The following is a 17,185-nucleotide window of genomic DNA, read 5'->3' on the forward strand; positions in this document are numbered from 1 at the left end:
CCACTGGGGCGCGTTTTGGTAGAGCGCTCAGAACCCTCTGCCGACAATGCCGGCATTACGCGCCGCGCCCAGCCAATCCGGGAACTCCGTCATGACCTTGTCGTAGAACGCTTCGTCGCTCAGTGCCCGCACCTGCTCGACGGCGAAGAACCCGGCGTTGTCGATCTCGCGGCCGGTCAGTTCGTCGAGTTTGTGCAGGAACGGGAAGTCGCTTTCCCGCCCGATCGCCATGAACTGGATGAACATCGGCAACCCGGACGCGCGCAGGACGGCGTCCGCGGCGTTCTTACGGTCGCTGTTGCCGCCGTCGGTGATGAAGGCGACGTAGGTGGGCAGCCGGGCGCCGCGCTCCAGATTGCCGGCGATCTGCTCGATCGGCGGGGCGTACTTCGTCATGCCCCAGATGCCCTTGCGGTTGATGGCGCGGTCGGTCCAGCCTTCGCGGTTGGCCAGGGTGACGGGTTCACCTTCGTGCACGCGGTGATCGAACAGGAGGGTGTCGACGGTGCCGTTGTCGTCGAAAAGCAGTGCGAGAGCGAGGAACCGGTCGATGAGTTCCTGGTAGCTGCCGTTGCTGAACAACGGGCGCGACGAGCCGGAGACGTCGAGCACCAGGATCACCTCGGCGCGCTCGCCGAGGAATCCCCGCTTTTCCAGGGAGACGGTGGCGGCGTCGAATTTCTTCAGCAGTACCGGCGACTTGTCCGAGACGGCCTTGCGCAGGTTGATCTGTCGCTGCTTGTTCATGTCGATCGTCGGCGGCGCTTGCGGCGTTTGGGGCGCTTGGGGCGCGGGCGGCGGCGTGGCCGGTTTGTCGTCGACGGAGATCCCGAACTCGGTCGCGATGCCGGCCAGCCCCGTGTCGTAGCCCTGGCCGACCGCGCGGAACTTCCACGCGCCCTGCCGGCGGTACAACTCGCCGAAGATCAGTCCGGTCTCGGTGGTCAGCCCAGAGATCGAATAGCTCGCCACCGGTGTGCCGCCGGATGACACCTTGATCGACAGTCCGGGCAGTTGCGCGAATGACTGACGCTTGGCGGCGGCGTCGTGAATGGAGGCCACGAACGCGATGCGGTCGACGACGTCGGGGACGGCCGGTGCGTTGACCACCAGGCGGTCCCCGCCCGTCTGGATCGAACCGGTGTGCCGCACCGACCCGTCACGCGAGGTGGGCTGGTTGTAGAAGATGAGATCGGTGTCGTCGCGCACCTTTCCCGCCGTGGTCAGCAGCAGCGCGCTGGCGTCGGCATCGACTCCGGCGACGGCCTGCCAACTGACTTCGACGGTCAGCTCGGCAGTGGGTACCGGTGCGTTGGCGCCCTTGGTCAACTCGGCCATGACCCTCCGATTCGTCCGATCGTGGCTACAGCGTAAACGGGCGTGCGTAGGGTCGGCTGGTGCACAGGACCATCGACTGGGACGGCGATGCGGTCACGATCATCGACCAGACCGCGCTGCCGGTTGATTACCGCCTGTTGCGGCTGCGCACGGTCGACGAGCTGATCGACGCGATCCGTCGCCTGGCCGTGCGCGGAGCGCCGGCGCTGGGGGCGGCGGGCGCGCTCGGCGTGGTGCTCGCGGTCTGCGAGGGCGGCGACGTCCGGGCTGCGGCTCATCGAGTTGCGGCGGCCCGACCGACCGCGGTGAACCTCAGCTGGGGAGTGGCACGTGCGCTGGAGCGGCTGGACCAGGGTGCCGAAGCCGTGCTCGCCGAAGCCCTGGAAATTCTCGACGAGGACGAGCGGCTGAACCGGACCGCATCCGCTTGCGCCGCCGAGATCGTCCTGGAGTTGTGCGGTCGCCGGCCGCTGCGGTTGCTGAGTCATTGCAATGCCGGCCATCTCGCCACCGTGGCGTGGGGCAGCGCGCTGGGCGTCGTCTGGCATCTGCACGAGCGCGGACTGGTGGAGTCGGTGCTGGTCGACGAGACCCGACCACTGCTGCAGGGCGCCCGGCTCACCGCCTGGGAGCTGGCCCAGGCGGGTGTGCCGTACCGGGTGCAACCGGACGGCGCGGCCGCGGCGGCGATGGCGCGTGGCCTCGTCGACTGCGTGCTCGTCGGCGCCGACCGGATCGCGTCGAATGGCGACGTCGCCAACAAAATCGGCACCTACGGCTTGGCCATCGCGGCGCGTCACCACGATGTGCCTGTCGTCGTCGTGGCACCCTCGTCCACGATCGACGGGTCGCTTGGCACGGGTGCCGAAATCGCCATCGAGGAACGCGCGCCTGACGAACTGCGGACCTTTGCCGGGTCTGCCGTCACTCCGTTGGATGCCGCGGTGTTCAACCCCGCCTTCGACGTGACGCCGTTTGGATTGATCAGCGCGGTGGTCACCGAGCGCGGGCGCTACGCCCCGCCCTCGCTTTGACTGTGAAGCCTGGGCGTTGCGGGTGAAGCCTGGGCGTTGCGGGTGAAGCCTGGGCGAGGAATCGTCGATTTTTTCGCCCTGCGCTCACCGGCGAAGCCGTGGATTCACAATCAAAGCCGACGTTTCACACCGACGGGTCGATGTCAGCCCTCAATCTCGGCGAAACCCCACGATGTCGTGCTCTGAAGCGAGATCATGTATCTAGCCGCATATTGATCGCGGCGATTCCCCGGGGGGGCATGGCCTGAGCGCCATGGCGCACTGGGAGGTGTCCAATATGTCGTTTCTATTCGCAGCGCCAGAGGCGCTGGCAACGGCAGCAGCGAATCTGGCCGATATCGAATCGGCGTTGAACGCCGCCAACGTTGCCGCGAGAGCGCAGACGACGGCGGTACTGGCGGCGGGCGCCGACGAGATCTCAGCAGTAATCGCGACGCTGTTTTCCGGGCACGGCCAGGGATATCAGGCGATCAGCGCCCGGGCGGCGGCGTTTCATGATCAATTCGTGCAGACCTTGACTACCGGTGCGGCCTCGTATGCCAGTGCTGAAGCCACCGCCGCCACACCCCTGCAACCTGTCCTCACCGCGATCAATGCGCCCTTCCTGGCGCTGACCGGGCGTCCCCTGATCGGCAACGGAATCAACGGAGCCCCGGGCAGTGGGGCCAACGGCGGAGCCGGCGGAATCCTGATCGGCAGCGGCGGCAACGGCGGGTCCGGCGGGGCCGGTCAAAACGGAGGTGCCGGCGGCGCCGCGGGGCTGCTGGGCACCGGTGGGGCAGGCGGGGCGGGCGGTCCGGGCACCACCAACGGCGGCACCGGTGGAGCCGGTGGGCTCTTGTTCGGCGCTGGTGGCAGCGGTGGCGCCGGCGGATTCAACGCCGCGGGCTCCGGCGGCAACGGCGGCGCGGGCGGGGCAGGCGGGTTGTTCAGCTCGGGCGGCGCCGGTGGCGCGGGTGGCAGCGGTAACGGCGTCGGAGGCAACGGTGGGGCGGGCGGAGTCGGTGGCACCGCGGGGCTGTTCGGCAGCGGCGGGACTGGCGGGATGGGCGGGTACACCGAGACCGCCGTCGCGGGCCCGGGCGGTGCCGGCGGTGCCGGCGGGTTCGTCGGTAGCGGCGGTACCGGCGGCTTCGGCGGTGCGGGCGCCAAAGCCGGTGCAATCAACGGTGATGGCGGGGCCGGTGGCCACGGGGGCACCTTCGGCGGTGACGGCGGGACCGGCGGCACCGGCGGAGGCGGCGGCGCGATCAACGGTAGTGGCGGGGCCGGTGGGGCGGCCGGCATGTTCTTCGGCGATGGCGGGGACGGCGGCGCCGGTGGCGGTGGGGGCTTGTTTGCCGGTGACGGTGGGGCCGGTGGCGCGGCCGGCTTATTCGCCGGAGCCGGCGGCACGGGCGGTGCCGGCGGCACATCAGCCGCCATCGGCGGGAAGGGCGGGGCCGGCGGCCGCGCCGGCATGCTCATCGGAACCGGCGGCAGCGGTGGCGGCGGTGGTGCCGCCTCGAACGCCGCGATCGGCGGGGACGGTGGGGCCGGCGGCCAGGCGGGATTGCTCTTCGGCGAGGGCGGCGCCGGCGGCGCCGGCGGTACCAGCGCGATTATCGGTGGGAAGGGCGGGGCTGGTGGCACGGCCGGGCTGATCGGCAACGGCGGCCACGGTGGTGACGGCGGGATGAACGTCACCATCAACCCGAGCGGCGTCGGCGGCGACGGTGGTCAGGGTGGCAACGCCCTGCTGATCGGCAATGGCGGTGACGGCGGCAGCGGCGGCACCAGCGTCAACCCGGGCAAAGCCGGAAAGGCCGGCGCCGGCGGCACCGGCGGGGTGCTCGGTTTGGACGGATCGCCCGGGGTTCCGTAGTCCGATCCTGAGCTACTGCTGGTCTGCCGATGAATTTGCCTTCCGGTCGGAGTCTTACCAACCGGAAGGGAGGCACTCAATGCAGGTACAGCATGTGCTGGCGGTCGTTCCGGTGACCGACATCGAAGCGGCAACGCACTGGTACTCCGGCTTCTTCGGTGCGCCGCCTAGCAACAACCCGATGCCGACACTGGCCGAGTGGCGGTCGACCAGCACGGGCTGGATCCAGGTTTTCGCCGACGCGGAGAAGGCCGGCAGGACGGCGGTCAACCTCGCCGTCGAGGATTTGGATGCGGCGGTCGGTGATCTCGCCGAGCGCGGATACGCGCCGGGGGAGATCCAGGACGTGAACAAGGGAGTGCGGCTGTCGGCGCTGATCGACCCGGATGGCAACACGATCACCTTGATCAGCGGTTTTCGCGAAGTTTATTAACCGGCTATCGACCGAATATCACCGCGAGTTGACGCACGGCGGCGCGGCGACCCTCGACGGTCAGGGCTCCGGACGAGACCAAGTCGGCGAAATGAGCTGGATTCGTCGCTGCCGCAAGGGCTTCCACCGGGCCGCTCAAGGTGACGTCCGGCTCTGCCGTCGTAGGTTCGACGGTGTTCTCGTCGATGTGCAACGTGGTCGATCCCTCCGGCGTCGTCAGTTGCAGCACCAGGTCGACGCCGGGTCGTTCGGCTCGCACGTACGCCCGCACCGCCCTGGCGAGCCATTCGGGACGCACCTGATCGCCGGGATTGCGAGTGTGGAGCAGACGACGGCCCCATCGGGCGAACGCATTGACCACGTCCTCGAGCGCACGGCCCTCGTCGGTCAATTCGTAGACCTTCGCCGCGGCCGGTGGCGGCAGGTCGCGACGCGCGACCAAGCCGTTGTTTTCCAGATCCCGCAGCCGTGCCGCCAGCATGTCGGTCGCGATCGGTGACAGCCCATGCAGCAGATCGACATAACGGCGCGGACCGTCGAGCAGCTCCCGCACCACGAGCAATGTCCAGCGATCGCCAACCAGGTCAAGGCTTTTCGCCAGCGCGCAATGCTGACCGTACGACTTGGCTGCCACGCCATGACGGTATCAGATACTTGACTATTCCAAGTCGTCACTTTGATTTGCCAAGTGAGAGGCGTAGCTTCGGAGTGTCGGAAGGAACCACTATGACCGTCCTCGTCGATATCGACGCACGCCCGTCGCTGGAGCACTTGCTCGACATTCGCATCGAATTCGACCCGGTGCAGATCTTCCCGACGCCGGTCGGTACCCGATTCACCTACGTGGTCCGGCGTGGGCGCTGCGTGGGTCCCCGCATCGCCGGCGACATCTTGCCGGGCGGCGGCGACTGGATACTGTTCGGCACCGACCGGGTGGCACGACTGGATGTTCGGGCCACGCTGCGGACGGACGACGGGGCGCACATCCACGTCACCAACACCGGCCGGGTGCACATGAGTCGTGCGGCGGCCGACCGATTCACGGCGGGCGAGCTGATCCGGCACGACGAGATGATCGCCCGATCCAGCCCCCTGTTCGACACCGACGATCCCCGCTACCGGTGGCTCAACGCAATTCACACGGTGGCGATCAACGAGGTGTCGCTTTCTGAGGTCCGCTACCGGGTTTTCGCGGTCCGATGAGCGCGTTGCGCGCCCTCTACCGGCGCTACCTACTGGCCTGGGAGTCCCGCGACGTCGACGCGATCGTCGCGCTCCATGCCGCAGACACCATGTTCTGGCTGCATCACGGCCGAGGCCCGGTGACCGGTCGTGTCGCCGTGCATGACGAGTTCACGGCCATGTTCGCCGCACTCCCCGGCTTCGGGTTCGACGTCCACCGAACCCAATTCGGTTCTCGGCATTGGGTTTTGGATTGGACGCTGACGTGCTTGTTGCCGGAGGACGACGGACCCGGTCGGGCGGTCAGCTGGGACTGCATCGATCTGGTGACCGTGACCGACGATTGGCAGGTAGCGCGTAAAGACACATTCGTCGACGGTGTCGCCTTCGGGCGCCTGGTCAGCGCGCGAAAAACGTTTGTTGAGGATCGGGCTGCTTCCGCGCTGGTGGACACGAACCGTAGCGGCCACTAGAGATACCTTGAGAAGATGAGTGCTGTCGGCATCGTCCTCGTAGCACTCGCGATCGCCGTCGGAATCATCGGCATCGTGGTGCCGGTATTGCCGGGCACGTTGCTGGTGCTCGGTGCGATCGTGGTGTGGGCCGTCGTGGAGAACAACATCACCGCGTGGGTGACGCTCGGCGTGGTGGTCGTCCTGCTTGGTGCGGCGACATTTATCAAGTACACCTGGCCGGTGAAGCGGATGCGTGCCGCCGACGTGCGCACGCTGAGTTTGGCGGCGGGCGCGGGGCTGGGCCTCATTGGTTTCTTCGTGATCCCGGTGATCGGCCTGGCGATCGGCTTCGTGCTGGGCGTCTACGCGGCGGAGCTGGCCGCCCGCGGAGACCAGCGGCTGGCATGGGCTTCGACGAAGCACGCCGTGAAAGGTGTCGCGTTGTCGATGGGTGTCGAGCTCGCCGGCGCACTGCTCGCCACCGTTGCGTGGGCGTTCGGGATGGGCCTAACCCAGTTGGCATCGTGATTCATCTCGGCAACCGGAATGGACGTTCGTTGGCACAAAGTGAGCCCGTTCTAGCAATTCGGTATCGCACCACGTGCCGAGGCCAACCCCACGACGATGGCCGCGCTAGCCCGGATTTTTCGTGGAATGTCGCTTGTGGCGGTGTGTAGATAAGCGAAAGTGCCTGTCCTGCAAGGAATAATCGGACTTGTCTAAGGTTCGGATCGTTCCAGCTGGAAGGCACCTCGCAGGTGAAGAATATCGCGGCCTCTTCGCGGGTCAAAGTGTCGGCCGACGGCGGTGGTGTCGCGCAGCATGCCGGGATGGGCATGCTGCGCGAACTCGCCGATCGGACCGGGTTATCGGCGCAGGTCACCGCTGTGTTAGCGGTCCGTGGGTGTATGCACCTGGCGAGGTGTTCGCCGATCTGGCGGTTGCGGTCGCCGACGGGGCGGACTGCATCGACGGTGTCGGGCAGTTGTGCGGCGACCGTGAGGACGTGTGCGGGGCGAAGGCGTCGACGACCACGATGTGGCGTCTGGTCGATGAGCGCATCGACGCTGCGCACTTGCCCGGGTGCGTGGCGCACGGGCGGCTGCCCGCGCGGCGGCCTGGGTATCTGCTCGGACAACGCCGGCGCCGAACCGCTGTGGTCGACGTTCAAGCACGAGTACTACTACCGGCATACTTTCCACACAAAATCGGAACTGATTGCAGCAGTTGACAATTGGATGCGTTTCTACAATCACCGACGTAGGCATTCAGCGATCGGAATGCGCTCACCCATCACCTACGAGCAATCACTGAAAGTCACCCCGGAAGCAACCTAACCGCGTCCACTTTTTCTGGGGAACCCCACTCGGCGCCCCATAGTCGGCGGATGCCTTGTTGTTGACCTGCACAGCCCGCCCGGCGGGCCATCTTGGCTGCCCCGCCGACATCCCACCGCTGACGTGTCATAGTTACGGTGTCATCAGAAATTTGGGGGATTCATGGACGTGCTGAAGTCGTTACGCGTCGTCGCCGTATTGGTCGGAGTTGCGATAGCTGGGGCCGCCGGAGCCTCAGCCGGCCAATCACCAACCCTGGGCCGCGTCTGGGCATCGAACCAGCAGGGTTATGGGGCAGTGCAGCCGGCCACGGTCTACAACGGCGGTGACCCTACTGGCATGATCTGGGACATTACCTGGTCCTCATGGGGCGAAGAACAAGCTACAGGCGCCGGGACTGCCAACTGGGTGCCCCCTGGCGGCAACGTCGCACAGGCGGTTTCCCAACCGGCGACGATCGTCGCCTACAACCTCGGCACCTGCAACGGTCAACTGATGTACCAAGCGGCTAAATGGTATTTCCCGAGCAAAGGCGAGACATTCAACCCGGCTGGCCACTACAACATTTGCACCGGTGATTCTGTCCAAGGCAACTAGCTAGGCGCCTTGGCCTAGGAAAGTTCCCCCAGGTCAGTCGGTGTAACAGCCTGCGCACTGAATGGATCGGTTTCATCCTTTGGAGTGCGTCTACCGATTAATGACTTGCGGATTGCAGCTATCTGCTCCCCGGCAGTGTAGTACCTGCCCCTTTTCTCGCCATGCGGAATTAGCAGCCCGAGATTGGCAAGGCTTTGCAAGTCGCGTGTAGCAGTTTGATCGCTTATGGGCTCATTGCCCTGACTCTTCAGAATTGCTTTGTACACAGACCGCCGGACACGCATACGCATGGCCGCGTCGAACAGCGCATCAATAGTCCGCTCGGGAAGGCTGTGGCGTGTGATGACGCGGTCCAACTCAAGATAAAGAGTTTCGATTTCATTTGTACGACGGAGCATCGTTTTCGCGCTACGCAGGTGCGCGGTGAGGACGAAACGGACCCAGGGCCGTGGATCGTTCCATGGTTTCCACGATCCCCCACCAACCTGCGCTAACACATCGTAGTAGTCGCGGGTGTTGCGCCCTAGATACTCTTCGATGCTGGAGAAGACGGGCGATAAGATTCCATCACGTGCGAGGACCAACGTTTGGAGGCAACGTGCCATTCTGCCGTTGCCGTCCCGAAAGGGATGAATAAGTACAAGATTGAGATGCGCCATCGCGGCTTTAATGATAATGGGGCAGCTTTCATCAAGCTCAAGGTGGCGCACCAGTTCGTGCATTAGCGGGTTTACTTGCTCGACCTCAACGCCCTCGTAAACAATTTCACCGGTCTCTCCCTTCTGCACGTATACCGGCCCACTACGCCACCGCCCGGGGCGATTTTTGAGGTCGTACTGCGTCATCATAAAGTGCAAGCTTTTGATCAGCTGCTCGCCGAAGTGGAAGTTGGGTTCCTCTGCCAGTTGCAAGACGTATGTCATCGCGTCTCGGTAGCCTCGGATAGCCAAGCTCGTTTCTACGCTCGCGTCGAGCGCTGGTTCTCCCATTTCGATAGCTATGGCGTCGTCGAGCTTGGCCTCATATCCTTCGATGCTGTTCGAACCTTGTACCGCGCGGGCGAACTGAACGCGGCGCAGTGAGCCCGTCCACCGCCTTGGTTCGTGAAGCCGGTGGCGAAGGCTCTGTCGCAGTTGCTCGGTCTCTGCGATGACCTCTCGCTCGCGGGCATCGAGATCAGGAGCTTCGAATAACGTGATGCTTATCTCCTAACAAACCATCATGATGATAAATAATAACGCTCACCGTGAGGGTATGACAATGTCAATGACTCGTGCACCAGGTCGGGCCCCGTGCGGGCCGGGGCTGCGGCCGGCCCAAACGCCACCTGCCGCGCGAGACTGCGGACCGATCGCGGGCCTACGACCCCTCGGCGATTAAAGATCGACGCTTCAGTCCAGCTCAATTTGGAGCCGATGACGGGAATCGAACCCGCGTATTCAGCTTGGGAAGCTGATGTTCTGCCATTGAACTACATCGGCGATAAGGACTCTGACCTGCGTATATGACCTTGAATGTCCGACATCAAACGAGTGCCGAGATTGCACTCAATGTTGCAAAGCATTCGTGGCGACGTGCAGGGCGTCGTCTTGCGAGTGAGCATACAACCGCATGGTGAGCGCCCGGATCGCAGTGTCCGATGTATGCGACGGGGACGCCGTCCGGGGTGTTGCCGCGGTGTGCGATCTGGATGTGAATGACGGGGTAGCAACACTGGCGATTGCCAGAAGGCCCCATGCCAAGGATGGGACGCAGGGCTGACCGGGTTCGGCGAATCAGAGCTGTACTGTTGCACCGCCGCTGAACGCGGAGTCGTGCAGTTCAATAGAAGTTGGGACTGTCCCTGGCGGAACGTCGAACGACACTACTGTGTCGACGCCAAGCCCTGGGTTCAGGGAATCGCTATCTCCCTTGACACCCAATACCGATGCGGCATCGAACTTCTTGCCGTTCACGATGAGCTTCTGATTTTGGGCGAAGTATGACTGCGCCTCATCTCCGATGTTCTTTACCGACAAGTGCACGTTGACGTACTCGCCTTGCGCGGTGGACTGCATGAACTCGTTCGTAGGATCGCCGGCGATCTTCGACCGGTCAACGGAAGTCACGATGAACTCAAACTTCCCATCGCGTACCGGGGTTCCGATCCTGGCTGCCGGTTGCCTCGCTGCTGAACTGGATTTGCTGGACGTTGTAGCCGTTCCGCAGCCCGACAGCATGAGGAAGCTTGCGGCAAAAATTGCTACGACGACGTTCCTGTAGAACAAGTGATACCTCCTGGTAGGTGGGTGTGAGTGTAGGCAGTATCGGCGTCTAGCGGTACCGAACCTCAAATAATCGACTGCGCTTGCCACGTGCTGTCGCTGATTGGACACTACGTCGGTCGCTGGTGTTGCCTCAGAGGTTCCGCATTTGGCTATGCACATAGTGAACCCTCTTGAGCGAAGCCGCGTCCTTGACGGTAAGCGAGCAGCGCGGGCCCATCACCGAGGTGGACGTACCCCACCATATTCCGGCCCGGCACGGACCGACCCCCGTGATCAGACGTGACGCAAATAACTGGAACGGATCTGTTGGGGCAGACCTGGGTGCTGGAGTTGGCCGGCGGAGGCAGCATCCGGGAGACCGTCGTCGCCGTGGATGAGCCACACGAGTGGCGATACAACATCACCGACTTCAAGGGTCCTCTCCTCACCAAGATCGACGGGGAATTCTTGTTCACCCCGGCTGCACCGGCACCCGAATCACGTGGCGCTACAACATGTTTCCGCGCTCATGACCGGCAGCGTCGACGATGCCGGCCTTCGGCTGGTTCTGGCGCGGATACGCCCGTCAGATGCTCGAGGAACTGTCTAACTGGCTCGCGAGCCAACCGGCCTGACGAGCGCAGAATCACCCGCAAGTAATTTGCCGGGCTAATAGACAATCGCTCCGTGCAAATCCCCAGAATGGGACGTTTACCCTTTCGTTATCATTCGTAATCTCGTATCGTGACCTTCCGTGGGCAGGCACGCATTAGCCAGGAAGCGGTCGAAAGCGCCAGCGATGCTGGCTGCAGCCATCGGTCCGGTCGCCGTCCTCTTCGCGGTGGGCGGAGCGCTCGGTGGAGATGTCAATCCCGCGACCACGCGCATCGTTGCAAAGCCGACCGTCCCGGACCCGTCGTCCGAATGCTGCCTGCAGATTGCGGCTTCGGATGCCGGCGCCGCGCTGGACACGTCGCGCCTGCGCTTCAGCGTCGAGGAAATGGCTCCCGCCGAGCGGTCGCGGGCCGACCGGTCTCGCCCCGCCGCAGGGTCGACCATCTTGGCCGCGGGCGTCGCGCCGGAACAAGGACTGCAGGTCAAGACCATCTTGGTGGCGCGAGCCATCAGCGCCCTGTTCCCCGAGATCCACCAGATGGGCGGCGTCCGCCCCGACGCTCTGCGGTGGCATCCGGAGGGCTTGGCCGTAGACGTGATGATCCCCAACCCGAGCTCCGACGAGGGCATCGAACTGGGCAACGCGATCGTCACGTACGTCTTGCAGAACGCCGACAAGTTCAGCATCCAGGACGCCATCTGGCGGGGCACCTACTACACGCCCGGGGGCGGCGCCCAAGCAGGCGGGTACGGGCACTACGACCACGTCCACGTCACCACCCTCGGCGGCGGATACCCCAGCGGAGACGAGATCTACGTCCGCTGACCGGCAGCAGATACGCTCACACGCGTGCTGCTCTCCGACCGTGACCTCAAGGCCGAAATTTCCGCCGGCCGGTTGCAAATCGAGCCCTTCGACGACGCCCTGGTGCAGCCGTCCAGCATCGACGTGCGGCTCGACACGCTGTTCCGCGTCTTCAACAACACCCGCTACACCCACATCGACCCCGCCAAGCAGCAGGACGAGCTGACCACGCTGGTGCAGCCCGCGGACGGTGAACCGTTCGTGCTGCACCCCGGCGAGTTCGTACTCGGCTCGACGCTGGAGCTGGTCACCCTGGCCGACGATCTCGCCGGACGGTTGGAGGGCAAGTCCTCGTTGGGCCGGCTGGGGCTGTTGACGCACTCCACGGCGGGTTTCATCGATCCGGGTTTCAGCGGCCACATCACGCTGGAACTGTCCAACGTCGCCAACCTGCCAATCACGCTGTGGCCGGGGATGAAGATCGGTCAGCTGTGCATCCTGCGGCTGACCAGCCCGTCGGAACGGCCCTACGGCAGCGCTGGCGTCGGGTCCAAATACCAGGGTCAGCGCGGGCCCACCCCGTCGCGTTCCTATCAGAACTTCATACGGACTACATAGCTGCAACAGCGGTCCCAACTTGGTTAGCGCGACTACCCTTTTGGTTGAAGCGAAGACCGTGGGAGGGGCTTTGGACGTCGTACTCGGAGTTTCGATGGCGCCGACGGCGGCCCAGATCGCGCTGATTGAGGGTGCCGACGCCAACGGCGTCATCGTCGACGAGGACCGGTTCCGGCTCGGGACTGACCCGGCCACAATGCGCTCGTCCGAACAAGTGATCCAGGCCATCCTGGGCACGCGCGAAGGCGCGGTCGAGGCCGGCCTGCGGCTGTCCTCCATCGGGGTGAGCTGGACCGATCAGCTGCAGGCGGCGGCGCTGCGTGACGCGCTCGCCGCCCGCAGGATCGAGAACGTCATGCTGGTCTCCGCGTTTCTGGCGGCGGTCGCGATGGGACAGGCGGTCGGTGATTCCGTCGGCTACGCGCGGACCGGCGTGCTGTTCGTCGAACCCGACAGCGCCACGTTGGCGGTGGTGAAGACCGCCGACGGTTCCCTGTGCGACGTCCGGCGCCGGCAACTGGCCGCCGACGACGGCGCTGCGGTCGGCCAGCTGGCCGAGATGCTGGCCGATGTCGGATCGATGGCGGCCCGACCCGACGGCATCTATGTGGTCGGCTCCGGTGTCGACGTCGCGATGATCAAGCCGCTGCTGGACGCGGCCACCCCGCTGACCGTGAGTGTGTCCGAAGAACACGAGATGGCACTGGCTCGAGGCGCGGCGCTCGCGTCGGCCAACTCCCCGTTGTTCGCGTCGAGTACGGCCGCGTTGGCCTATGCGCAGGACCCGGGTGGTCCCGGCGAGCTCGCCTACAGCGCCGTTGCAGACGAAGCCGTCGACGGCCGACGGCGCAGGTCCGCGATGTTGATCGGCAGCGGCGTGGCGGTCATCACGGCCGCTGCGGTGGTAGCGCTGGAGGTGGCGTTGGCTATCAACGTCCGCCCGACGGTCGCGCTGGCTCCGACGCCCCGGCAGAACCATTTCGTTGCGCCGACGGTCGAGGCGCCTCCGCCCGCCCCGGTGGCAGCGCCGCAGCCCAAGATCGACGTGCCGGCTCCGCCGTCGGCGCCCAGAGCGCTGCCGCCGCAACTACCGACCCAGATCCCGGCCGCGGCGCCGGCTCCGGTCGCTCCAATCGTTCCGGCACGGGTGGTACCCGACCTTCCCGAGATGCCGGCTCCGGCTGCTCCGGCGCCGCGGTTGCCGGAGCCGGAAGTGGTCGCTCCGGTGGTCCCGATCATCATTCCGCCCATCCAGATCCCCAGCCCAGGGACGGTTCTGCGGCCACCGCAAGCCCGGGTACCGCGCCAGGCGCCGGCACCGCGCGTGCCAATCCCGGCCGCCCCGCCGCGGGTGGAGAACCCGGCTCCCCGGGTGCCGGTCGTCCAGCCCCCGCGGTCGGGTCCTTCGCCGAAACCGGGTCGAGGGCCCATCGGAGGTAATCCCGGTCGCGGACCGTTCGGCGGGGATGGTCCTGGTGGGCGTGGCCCCTTCGGCGGCGGTGGCCGCCCAGGTGGCGGCGGCCCGGGCGCGCACGGTCCAGGCGGCGGGCATGGACCCTTCGGAGGCGGCGGCGGTCACGGTCCCTTCGGAGGCGGAGGCGGAGGCGGAGGCGGCGGTCACGGTCCCTTCGGAGGCGGCGGCGGGGGCCGTGGGCACAGGTAGCTCCGTCCACCGGCCTGAGGTCCGGTGATCTGCGTTACAAATCAAACTCAGATGGAAAGCATCCGGTGGTCTGGGTACGTTGTTGATAACGGGTTGGGGGACATCCGAGCATTCGATTGGGGGAGTTGTGGACACCGTCCTTGGTGTGTCGATGGCACCAGCGGCAGTCCGAATGGTGCTGGTCGAGGGTGAAAACGGCGACGGTGCCCTCGTCGAGGAAGAGAAGTTCGAGGTCGCGGCCGACCCCGATGCGACGATGTTCAACGCCGCCGAGCAGGTCGTCTCGGCGATCCTGGGGACTCGAGAAGGCGCGGCCGAGGGTGGCTACCAGCTGGCGTCGACCGGTGTGACCTGGCGGGACCCCGAGCAGGCCGCCGCGCTGCGTGACGCGCTGGCCAACCGCAAGATCGAGAACGTCATGCTGGTCTCGGCCTTCCTGGCCGCCGCAGCGCTGGCGCAATCGGTCGGTAACGAGACCAACTACGCGCAAACTGCGCTGCTCTTCGTCGAGCCCGACACCGCGACTCTGGCCGTGGTGCACACCGCCGACGGGTCGATCGCCGACATTCATACCCAACCGCTACCCGACGACGACGACGCGGCGGTGGCTCAATTGACCGAGTTGGTGTCGGGCGCCGAGTCGCTCGCCACCCACCCGGATGCGGTGTTCGTCGTCGGCTCCGGCGTCGACATCCCGCTGATCAAACCGGCGCTCGAGGCGGCGACCACGCTGCCGGTGACCGCGCCCGAGGAACCAGAAACCGCACTCGCCCGGGGAGCGGCCCTGGCGTCGGCGAACACGCCGCTGTTGTCGTCGTCGACCGCCGCGCAGGCCTACGCGCAAGACCCCGGCACCGGCGTCCAGCCACCGTTCGCAGTCGACCCGGTGCACTTCGAGAACGTCGAGAGCGGCTTGGCCTACAGCGCCGTCGAGGACGAGCAGGACGATCGCAAGCCTTTTGCGCTGATCGGCAGCATCCTGGCGTCGATCTTCGTCATCGGGGTGGCATCGCTGGTCGTCGCGCTGGGCATCAGCATTCGCACCACCTCGGATACGCGGCCGCAGACCGGCCAGGCCGCCGTCGCGCCGAACACGCCGGCGCCCGAGGCGCCCGCGCCGACTCCCCAGGCGCCCGCTCCGACTCCCCAGGCTCCGGCACCCACTCCGGCGCCGCAGCAGGTTCCGGTCCCTGAGCAGGCTCCGACGCAGCAGGTCCCCGAGCAGGTCCCGGCCCCTGCCCCCCAGGTCCCGGTGCAGGTTCCGCAGGCACCGCAGGCGCCGACGCCCAAGGTTGAGGCGCCCGCCCCGGCCGCACCCGCTCCGGCTCCGGCCGCACCGGTTCCGGTGATCGTGCCGGTGCCGGTGATCCCGCCGATCCTCACGCCGCAATCACCCGGGCGCGGCGGTGGCGGCAAGCCGCCGAGCATCGGCAAGGGTCCGGGCGGCAAAGGCCCCGGCGGCGGCGGTGGGGGCCGCGGCGGTGGCCGAGGTGGCGGCGGCGGCCGCGGCGGATTCAACATCCCCTTCGTCCCCGGCATCTGATCTCGCCGGATAGCCGTCACTTACCGTTCAGGGTCGCGATGGCGTTCGCTCATCGCAGCCACCTACACACAGTGGTATGCGATGCACGGTTTTCGGAACCGGTTACTTAGGTGCCACCCACGCGGTCGGAATGGCGGAGTTGGGACATGACGTCGTCGGGGTCGATATCGACCCGGGCAAGGTCGCCAAGCTGGCCGGGGGTGATATCCCGTTCTACGAGCCTGGCCTGCGAAAGATGTTGCAGGCCAACCTCACTGCGGGGCGGCTGCGCTTCACCACCGATTACGACATGGCCGCCGAGTTCGCCGACGTGCACTTCCTGGGCGTCGGCACGCCGCAGAAGAAGGGGGGAGTACGGCGCCGACCTACGGCATGTGCACGCCGTCGTCGACGCGTTGGTGCCCCGGCTGACCCGGGCGTCGGTGCTGGTCGGAAAGTCGACGGTGCCGGTGGGTACCGCCGCCGAACTGGGCCGGCGGGCGGCCGCGCTGGCACCCGAGGGCGTCGACGTGGAGATCGCCTGGAATCCGGAGTTCCTGCGCGAGGGTTACGCGGTGCACGACACTCTCAACCCGGACCGCATTGTGCTTGGCGTGCAAGACGATTCAAAACACGCAGAGCCGGCGGTACGGCAACTGTACGGACCGCTGCTGGACGCTGGGGTGCCGTTCATGGTGACCGACTTGCAGACCGCCGAACTGGTCAAGGTCTCCGCGAATGCGTTTCTGGCGACCAAGATCTCGTTCATCAACGCCATCTCCGAGGTGTGCGAGGCCGCCGGCGCGGACGTCAGCGTGCTCGCCGACGCGCTCGGCCACGACCCGCGCATCGGACGCCAATGCCTCAACGCGGGCTTGGGTTTCGGAGGCGGCTGCCTGCCGAAGGACATCCGCGCGTTCATGGCCCGTGCCGGTGAGCTGGGTGCCGACCAGGCCCTGACGTTCCTGCGTGAGGTGGACAGCATCAACATGCGCCGGCGCACTCGCATGGTCGAACTGACCAGCGCGGCGTGCGGAGGATCGCTTTTGGGCGCCAACATCGGGGTGCTCGGCGCGGCGTTCAAGCCCGAATCCGACGACGTGCGCGACTCGCCGGCGCTCAACGTCGCTGGGCAGCTGCAACTCAACGGCGCCGGGGTCAACGTCTATGACCCGAAAGCCCTGGACAACGCGAATCGGTTGTTTCCGACGCTGAACTACGCAGTGTCGGTCGAGGAAGCGTGTGAACGGGCGGATGCCGTGTTGGTGCTGACCGAGTGGCGGGAATTCGTCGACCTCGACCCGGAAAGGCTTGCCGACCGGGTGCGCGCCCGAGTGGTTGTCGACGGCCGCAACTGCCTCGATGTCGCTCGCTGGGAGGGTGCCGGCTGGCAGGTGTTCCGGCTGGGAGCTCGGCGACCCGGACGGTAGACTGGACATTATTGACTGACTGTCCAGTCAGCTCGTACGATGAGTC

At 66.0% G+C, this 17,185-nt stretch carries 16 protein-coding genes, 1 tRNA gene and 2 pseudogenes; 14 read left to right on the top strand and 5 right to left on the bottom strand.

Annotation, left to right across the window (positions count from 1 at the left end; genetic code table 11):
* Nucleotides 1-27: 27 nt before the first annotated feature.
* Nucleotides 28-1,338: a VWA domain-containing protein gene (locus tag AC5Y46_RS23120; RefSeq protein WP_499943930.1), complete on the bottom strand. Its 1,311-nt coding sequence runs from the start codon at nt 1,336-1,338 to the stop codon at nt 28-30.
* 59 nt (nt 1,339-1,397) lie between these two features.
* Between AC5Y46_RS23120 and mtnA the strand changes: the two genes are divergently transcribed.
* The 3 genes from mtnA (at nt 1,398) to AC5Y46_RS23135 (ending at nt 4,669) form a co-directional block, all read left to right on the top strand.
* Complete coding sequence (gene mtnA / locus AC5Y46_RS23125; RefSeq protein ID WP_499943929.1) at nt 1,398-2,372, top strand: S-methyl-5-thioribose-1-phosphate isomerase; 975 nt, start codon at nt 1,398-1,400, stop codon at nt 2,370-2,372.
* A 277-nt stretch (nt 2,373-2,649) separates the two neighbouring features.
* Nucleotides 2,650-4,236, top strand: coding sequence for a PE family protein (locus AC5Y46_RS23130; RefSeq protein ID WP_499943928.1), 1,587 nt, complete (start codon nt 2,650-2,652; stop codon nt 4,234-4,236).
* A gap of 79 nt (nt 4,237-4,315) precedes the next feature.
* Nucleotides 4,316-4,669, top strand: a complete 354-nt coding sequence (locus AC5Y46_RS23135; protein WP_499943927.1) for a VOC family protein — start codon at nt 4,316-4,318, stop codon at nt 4,667-4,669.
* A 4-nt stretch (nt 4,670-4,673) separates the two neighbouring features.
* Here AC5Y46_RS23135 and AC5Y46_RS23140 read toward each other — a convergent pair whose 3' ends face one another.
* The gene (locus AC5Y46_RS23140) at nt 4,674-5,303 is read right to left on the bottom strand and encodes a winged helix-turn-helix transcriptional regulator (protein ID WP_499943926.1); all 630 of its coding nucleotides are present in this window, start codon (nt 5,301-5,303) and stop codon (nt 4,674-4,676) included.
* A 92-nt stretch (nt 5,304-5,395) separates the two neighbouring features.
* On the opposite strand from AC5Y46_RS23140, the gene AC5Y46_RS23145 reads away from it, so the two are divergent.
* From AC5Y46_RS23145 to AC5Y46_RS23170, 6 genes and pseudogenes are all read left to right on the top strand, one after another.
* Nucleotides 5,396-5,872: a DUF3237 domain-containing protein gene (locus AC5Y46_RS23145; RefSeq protein ID WP_499993282.1), complete on the top strand. Its 477-nt coding sequence runs from the start codon at nt 5,396-5,398 to the stop codon at nt 5,870-5,872.
* A complete protein-coding gene (locus AC5Y46_RS23150) occupies nt 5,869-6,324 on the top strand; it encodes a nuclear transport factor 2 family protein (protein ID WP_499993285.1) in 456 nt (151 codons plus the stop codon). The genes AC5Y46_RS23145 and AC5Y46_RS23150 overlap by 4 nt, the downstream gene beginning before the upstream one ends.
* 15 nt (nt 6,325-6,339) lie before the next feature.
* On the top strand, nt 6,340-6,834 hold the full coding sequence (locus tag AC5Y46_RS23155; protein ID WP_499993287.1) for a DUF456 domain-containing protein: 495 nt from the start codon (nt 6,340-6,342) through the stop codon (nt 6,832-6,834).
* A 230-nt stretch (nt 6,835-7,064) separates the two neighbouring features.
* Nucleotides 7,065-7,443, top strand: a pseudogene (locus AC5Y46_RS23160) (IS1380 family transposase); the annotation flags it as partial.
* A 17-nt stretch (nt 7,444-7,460) separates the two neighbouring features.
* Nucleotides 7,461-7,643, top strand: a complete 183-nt coding sequence (locus AC5Y46_RS23165) for an integrase core domain-containing protein (RefSeq protein ID WP_499993323.1) — start codon at nt 7,461-7,463, stop codon at nt 7,641-7,643.
* Between the two features lie 162 nt (nt 7,644-7,805).
* Nucleotides 7,806-8,240 (top strand): hypothetical protein, encoded by a 435-nt coding sequence (locus tag AC5Y46_RS23170; protein ID WP_499993290.1) that lies wholly within the window; start codon nt 7,806-7,808, stop codon nt 8,238-8,240.
* A 14-nt stretch (nt 8,241-8,254) separates the two neighbouring features.
* On the opposite strand, the gene AC5Y46_RS23175 is transcribed toward AC5Y46_RS23170, so the two are convergent.
* The 3 genes from AC5Y46_RS23175 to AC5Y46_RS23185 form a co-directional block, all read right to left on the bottom strand.
* A complete protein-coding gene (locus AC5Y46_RS23175) occupies nt 8,255-9,163 on the bottom strand; it encodes a Fic family protein (protein ID WP_499993291.1) in 909 nt (302 codons plus the stop codon).
* Between the two features lie 484 nt (nt 9,164-9,647).
* Nucleotides 9,648-9,721: transfer RNA gene (locus AC5Y46_RS23180), tRNA-Gly, on the bottom strand.
* A gap of 294 nt (nt 9,722-10,015) precedes the next feature.
* A complete protein-coding gene (locus AC5Y46_RS23185) occupies nt 10,016-10,507 on the bottom strand; it encodes a DUF4352 domain-containing protein (protein WP_499993293.1) in 492 nt (163 codons plus the stop codon).
* A 733-nt stretch (nt 10,508-11,240) separates the two neighbouring features.
* On the opposite strand from AC5Y46_RS23185, the gene AC5Y46_RS23190 reads away from it, so the two are divergent.
* The 5 genes and pseudogenes from AC5Y46_RS23190 (at nt 11,241) to AC5Y46_RS23210 (ending at nt 17,139) form a co-directional block, all read left to right on the top strand.
* Nucleotides 11,241-11,927 carry a VldE C-terminal domain-containing protein gene (locus AC5Y46_RS23190; protein ID WP_499993295.1) on the top strand — a complete coding sequence of 229 codons (687 nt, stop codon included), beginning with the start codon at nt 11,241-11,243 and terminating at the stop codon, nt 11,925-11,927.
* 24 nt (nt 11,928-11,951) lie between these two features.
* Nucleotides 11,952-12,524, top strand: coding sequence for a dCTP deaminase (gene dcd / locus AC5Y46_RS23195; protein WP_499946600.1), 573 nt, complete (start codon nt 11,952-11,954; stop codon nt 12,522-12,524).
* Between the two features lie 70 nt (nt 12,525-12,594).
* Nucleotides 12,595-14,187 (top strand): DUF7159 family protein, encoded by a 1,593-nt coding sequence (locus AC5Y46_RS23200; RefSeq protein ID WP_499993297.1) that lies wholly within the window; start codon nt 12,595-12,597, stop codon nt 14,185-14,187.
* Between the two features lie 127 nt (nt 14,188-14,314).
* Nucleotides 14,315-15,730 (top strand): DUF7159 family protein, encoded by a 1,416-nt coding sequence (locus AC5Y46_RS23205; RefSeq protein ID WP_499993298.1) that lies wholly within the window; start codon nt 14,315-14,317, stop codon nt 15,728-15,730.
* Between the two features lie 76 nt (nt 15,731-15,806).
* Nucleotides 15,807-17,139 (top strand): annotated as a pseudogene (locus AC5Y46_RS23210) (UDP-glucose dehydrogenase family protein).
* The last annotated feature ends 46 nt before the right edge of the window (nt 17,140-17,185 follow it).

The organism is Mycobacterium sp. NGS59 (assembly GCF_059812345.1).

Coding starts and splice junctions, on each gene's coding strand:
- AC5Y46_RS23120 (WP_499943930.1), bottom strand. CDS start 1,338: ATGGCCGAGTTGACCAAGGGCGCCAACGCACCGGTACCCACTGCCGAG.
- AC5Y46_RS23130 (WP_499943928.1), top strand. CDS start 2,650: ATGTCGTTTCTATTCGCAGCGCCAGAGGCGCTGGCAACGGCAGCAGCG.
- AC5Y46_RS23135 (WP_499943927.1), top strand. CDS start 4,316: ATGCAGGTACAGCATGTGCTGGCGGTCGTTCCGGTGACCGACATCGAA.
- AC5Y46_RS23145 (WP_499993282.1), top strand. CDS start 5,396: ATGACCGTCCTCGTCGATATCGACGCACGCCCGTCGCTGGAGCACTTG.
- AC5Y46_RS23150 (WP_499993285.1), top strand. CDS start 5,869: ATGAGCGCGTTGCGCGCCCTCTACCGGCGCTACCTACTGGCCTGGGAG.
- AC5Y46_RS23155 (WP_499993287.1), top strand. CDS start 6,340: ATGAGTGCTGTCGGCATCGTCCTCGTAGCACTCGCGATCGCCGTCGGA.
- AC5Y46_RS23170 (WP_499993290.1), top strand. CDS start 7,806: ATGGACGTGCTGAAGTCGTTACGCGTCGTCGCCGTATTGGTCGGAGTT.
- AC5Y46_RS23175 (WP_499993291.1), bottom strand. CDS start 9,163: ATGACATACGTCTTGCAACTGGCAGAGGAACCCAACTTCCACTTCGGC.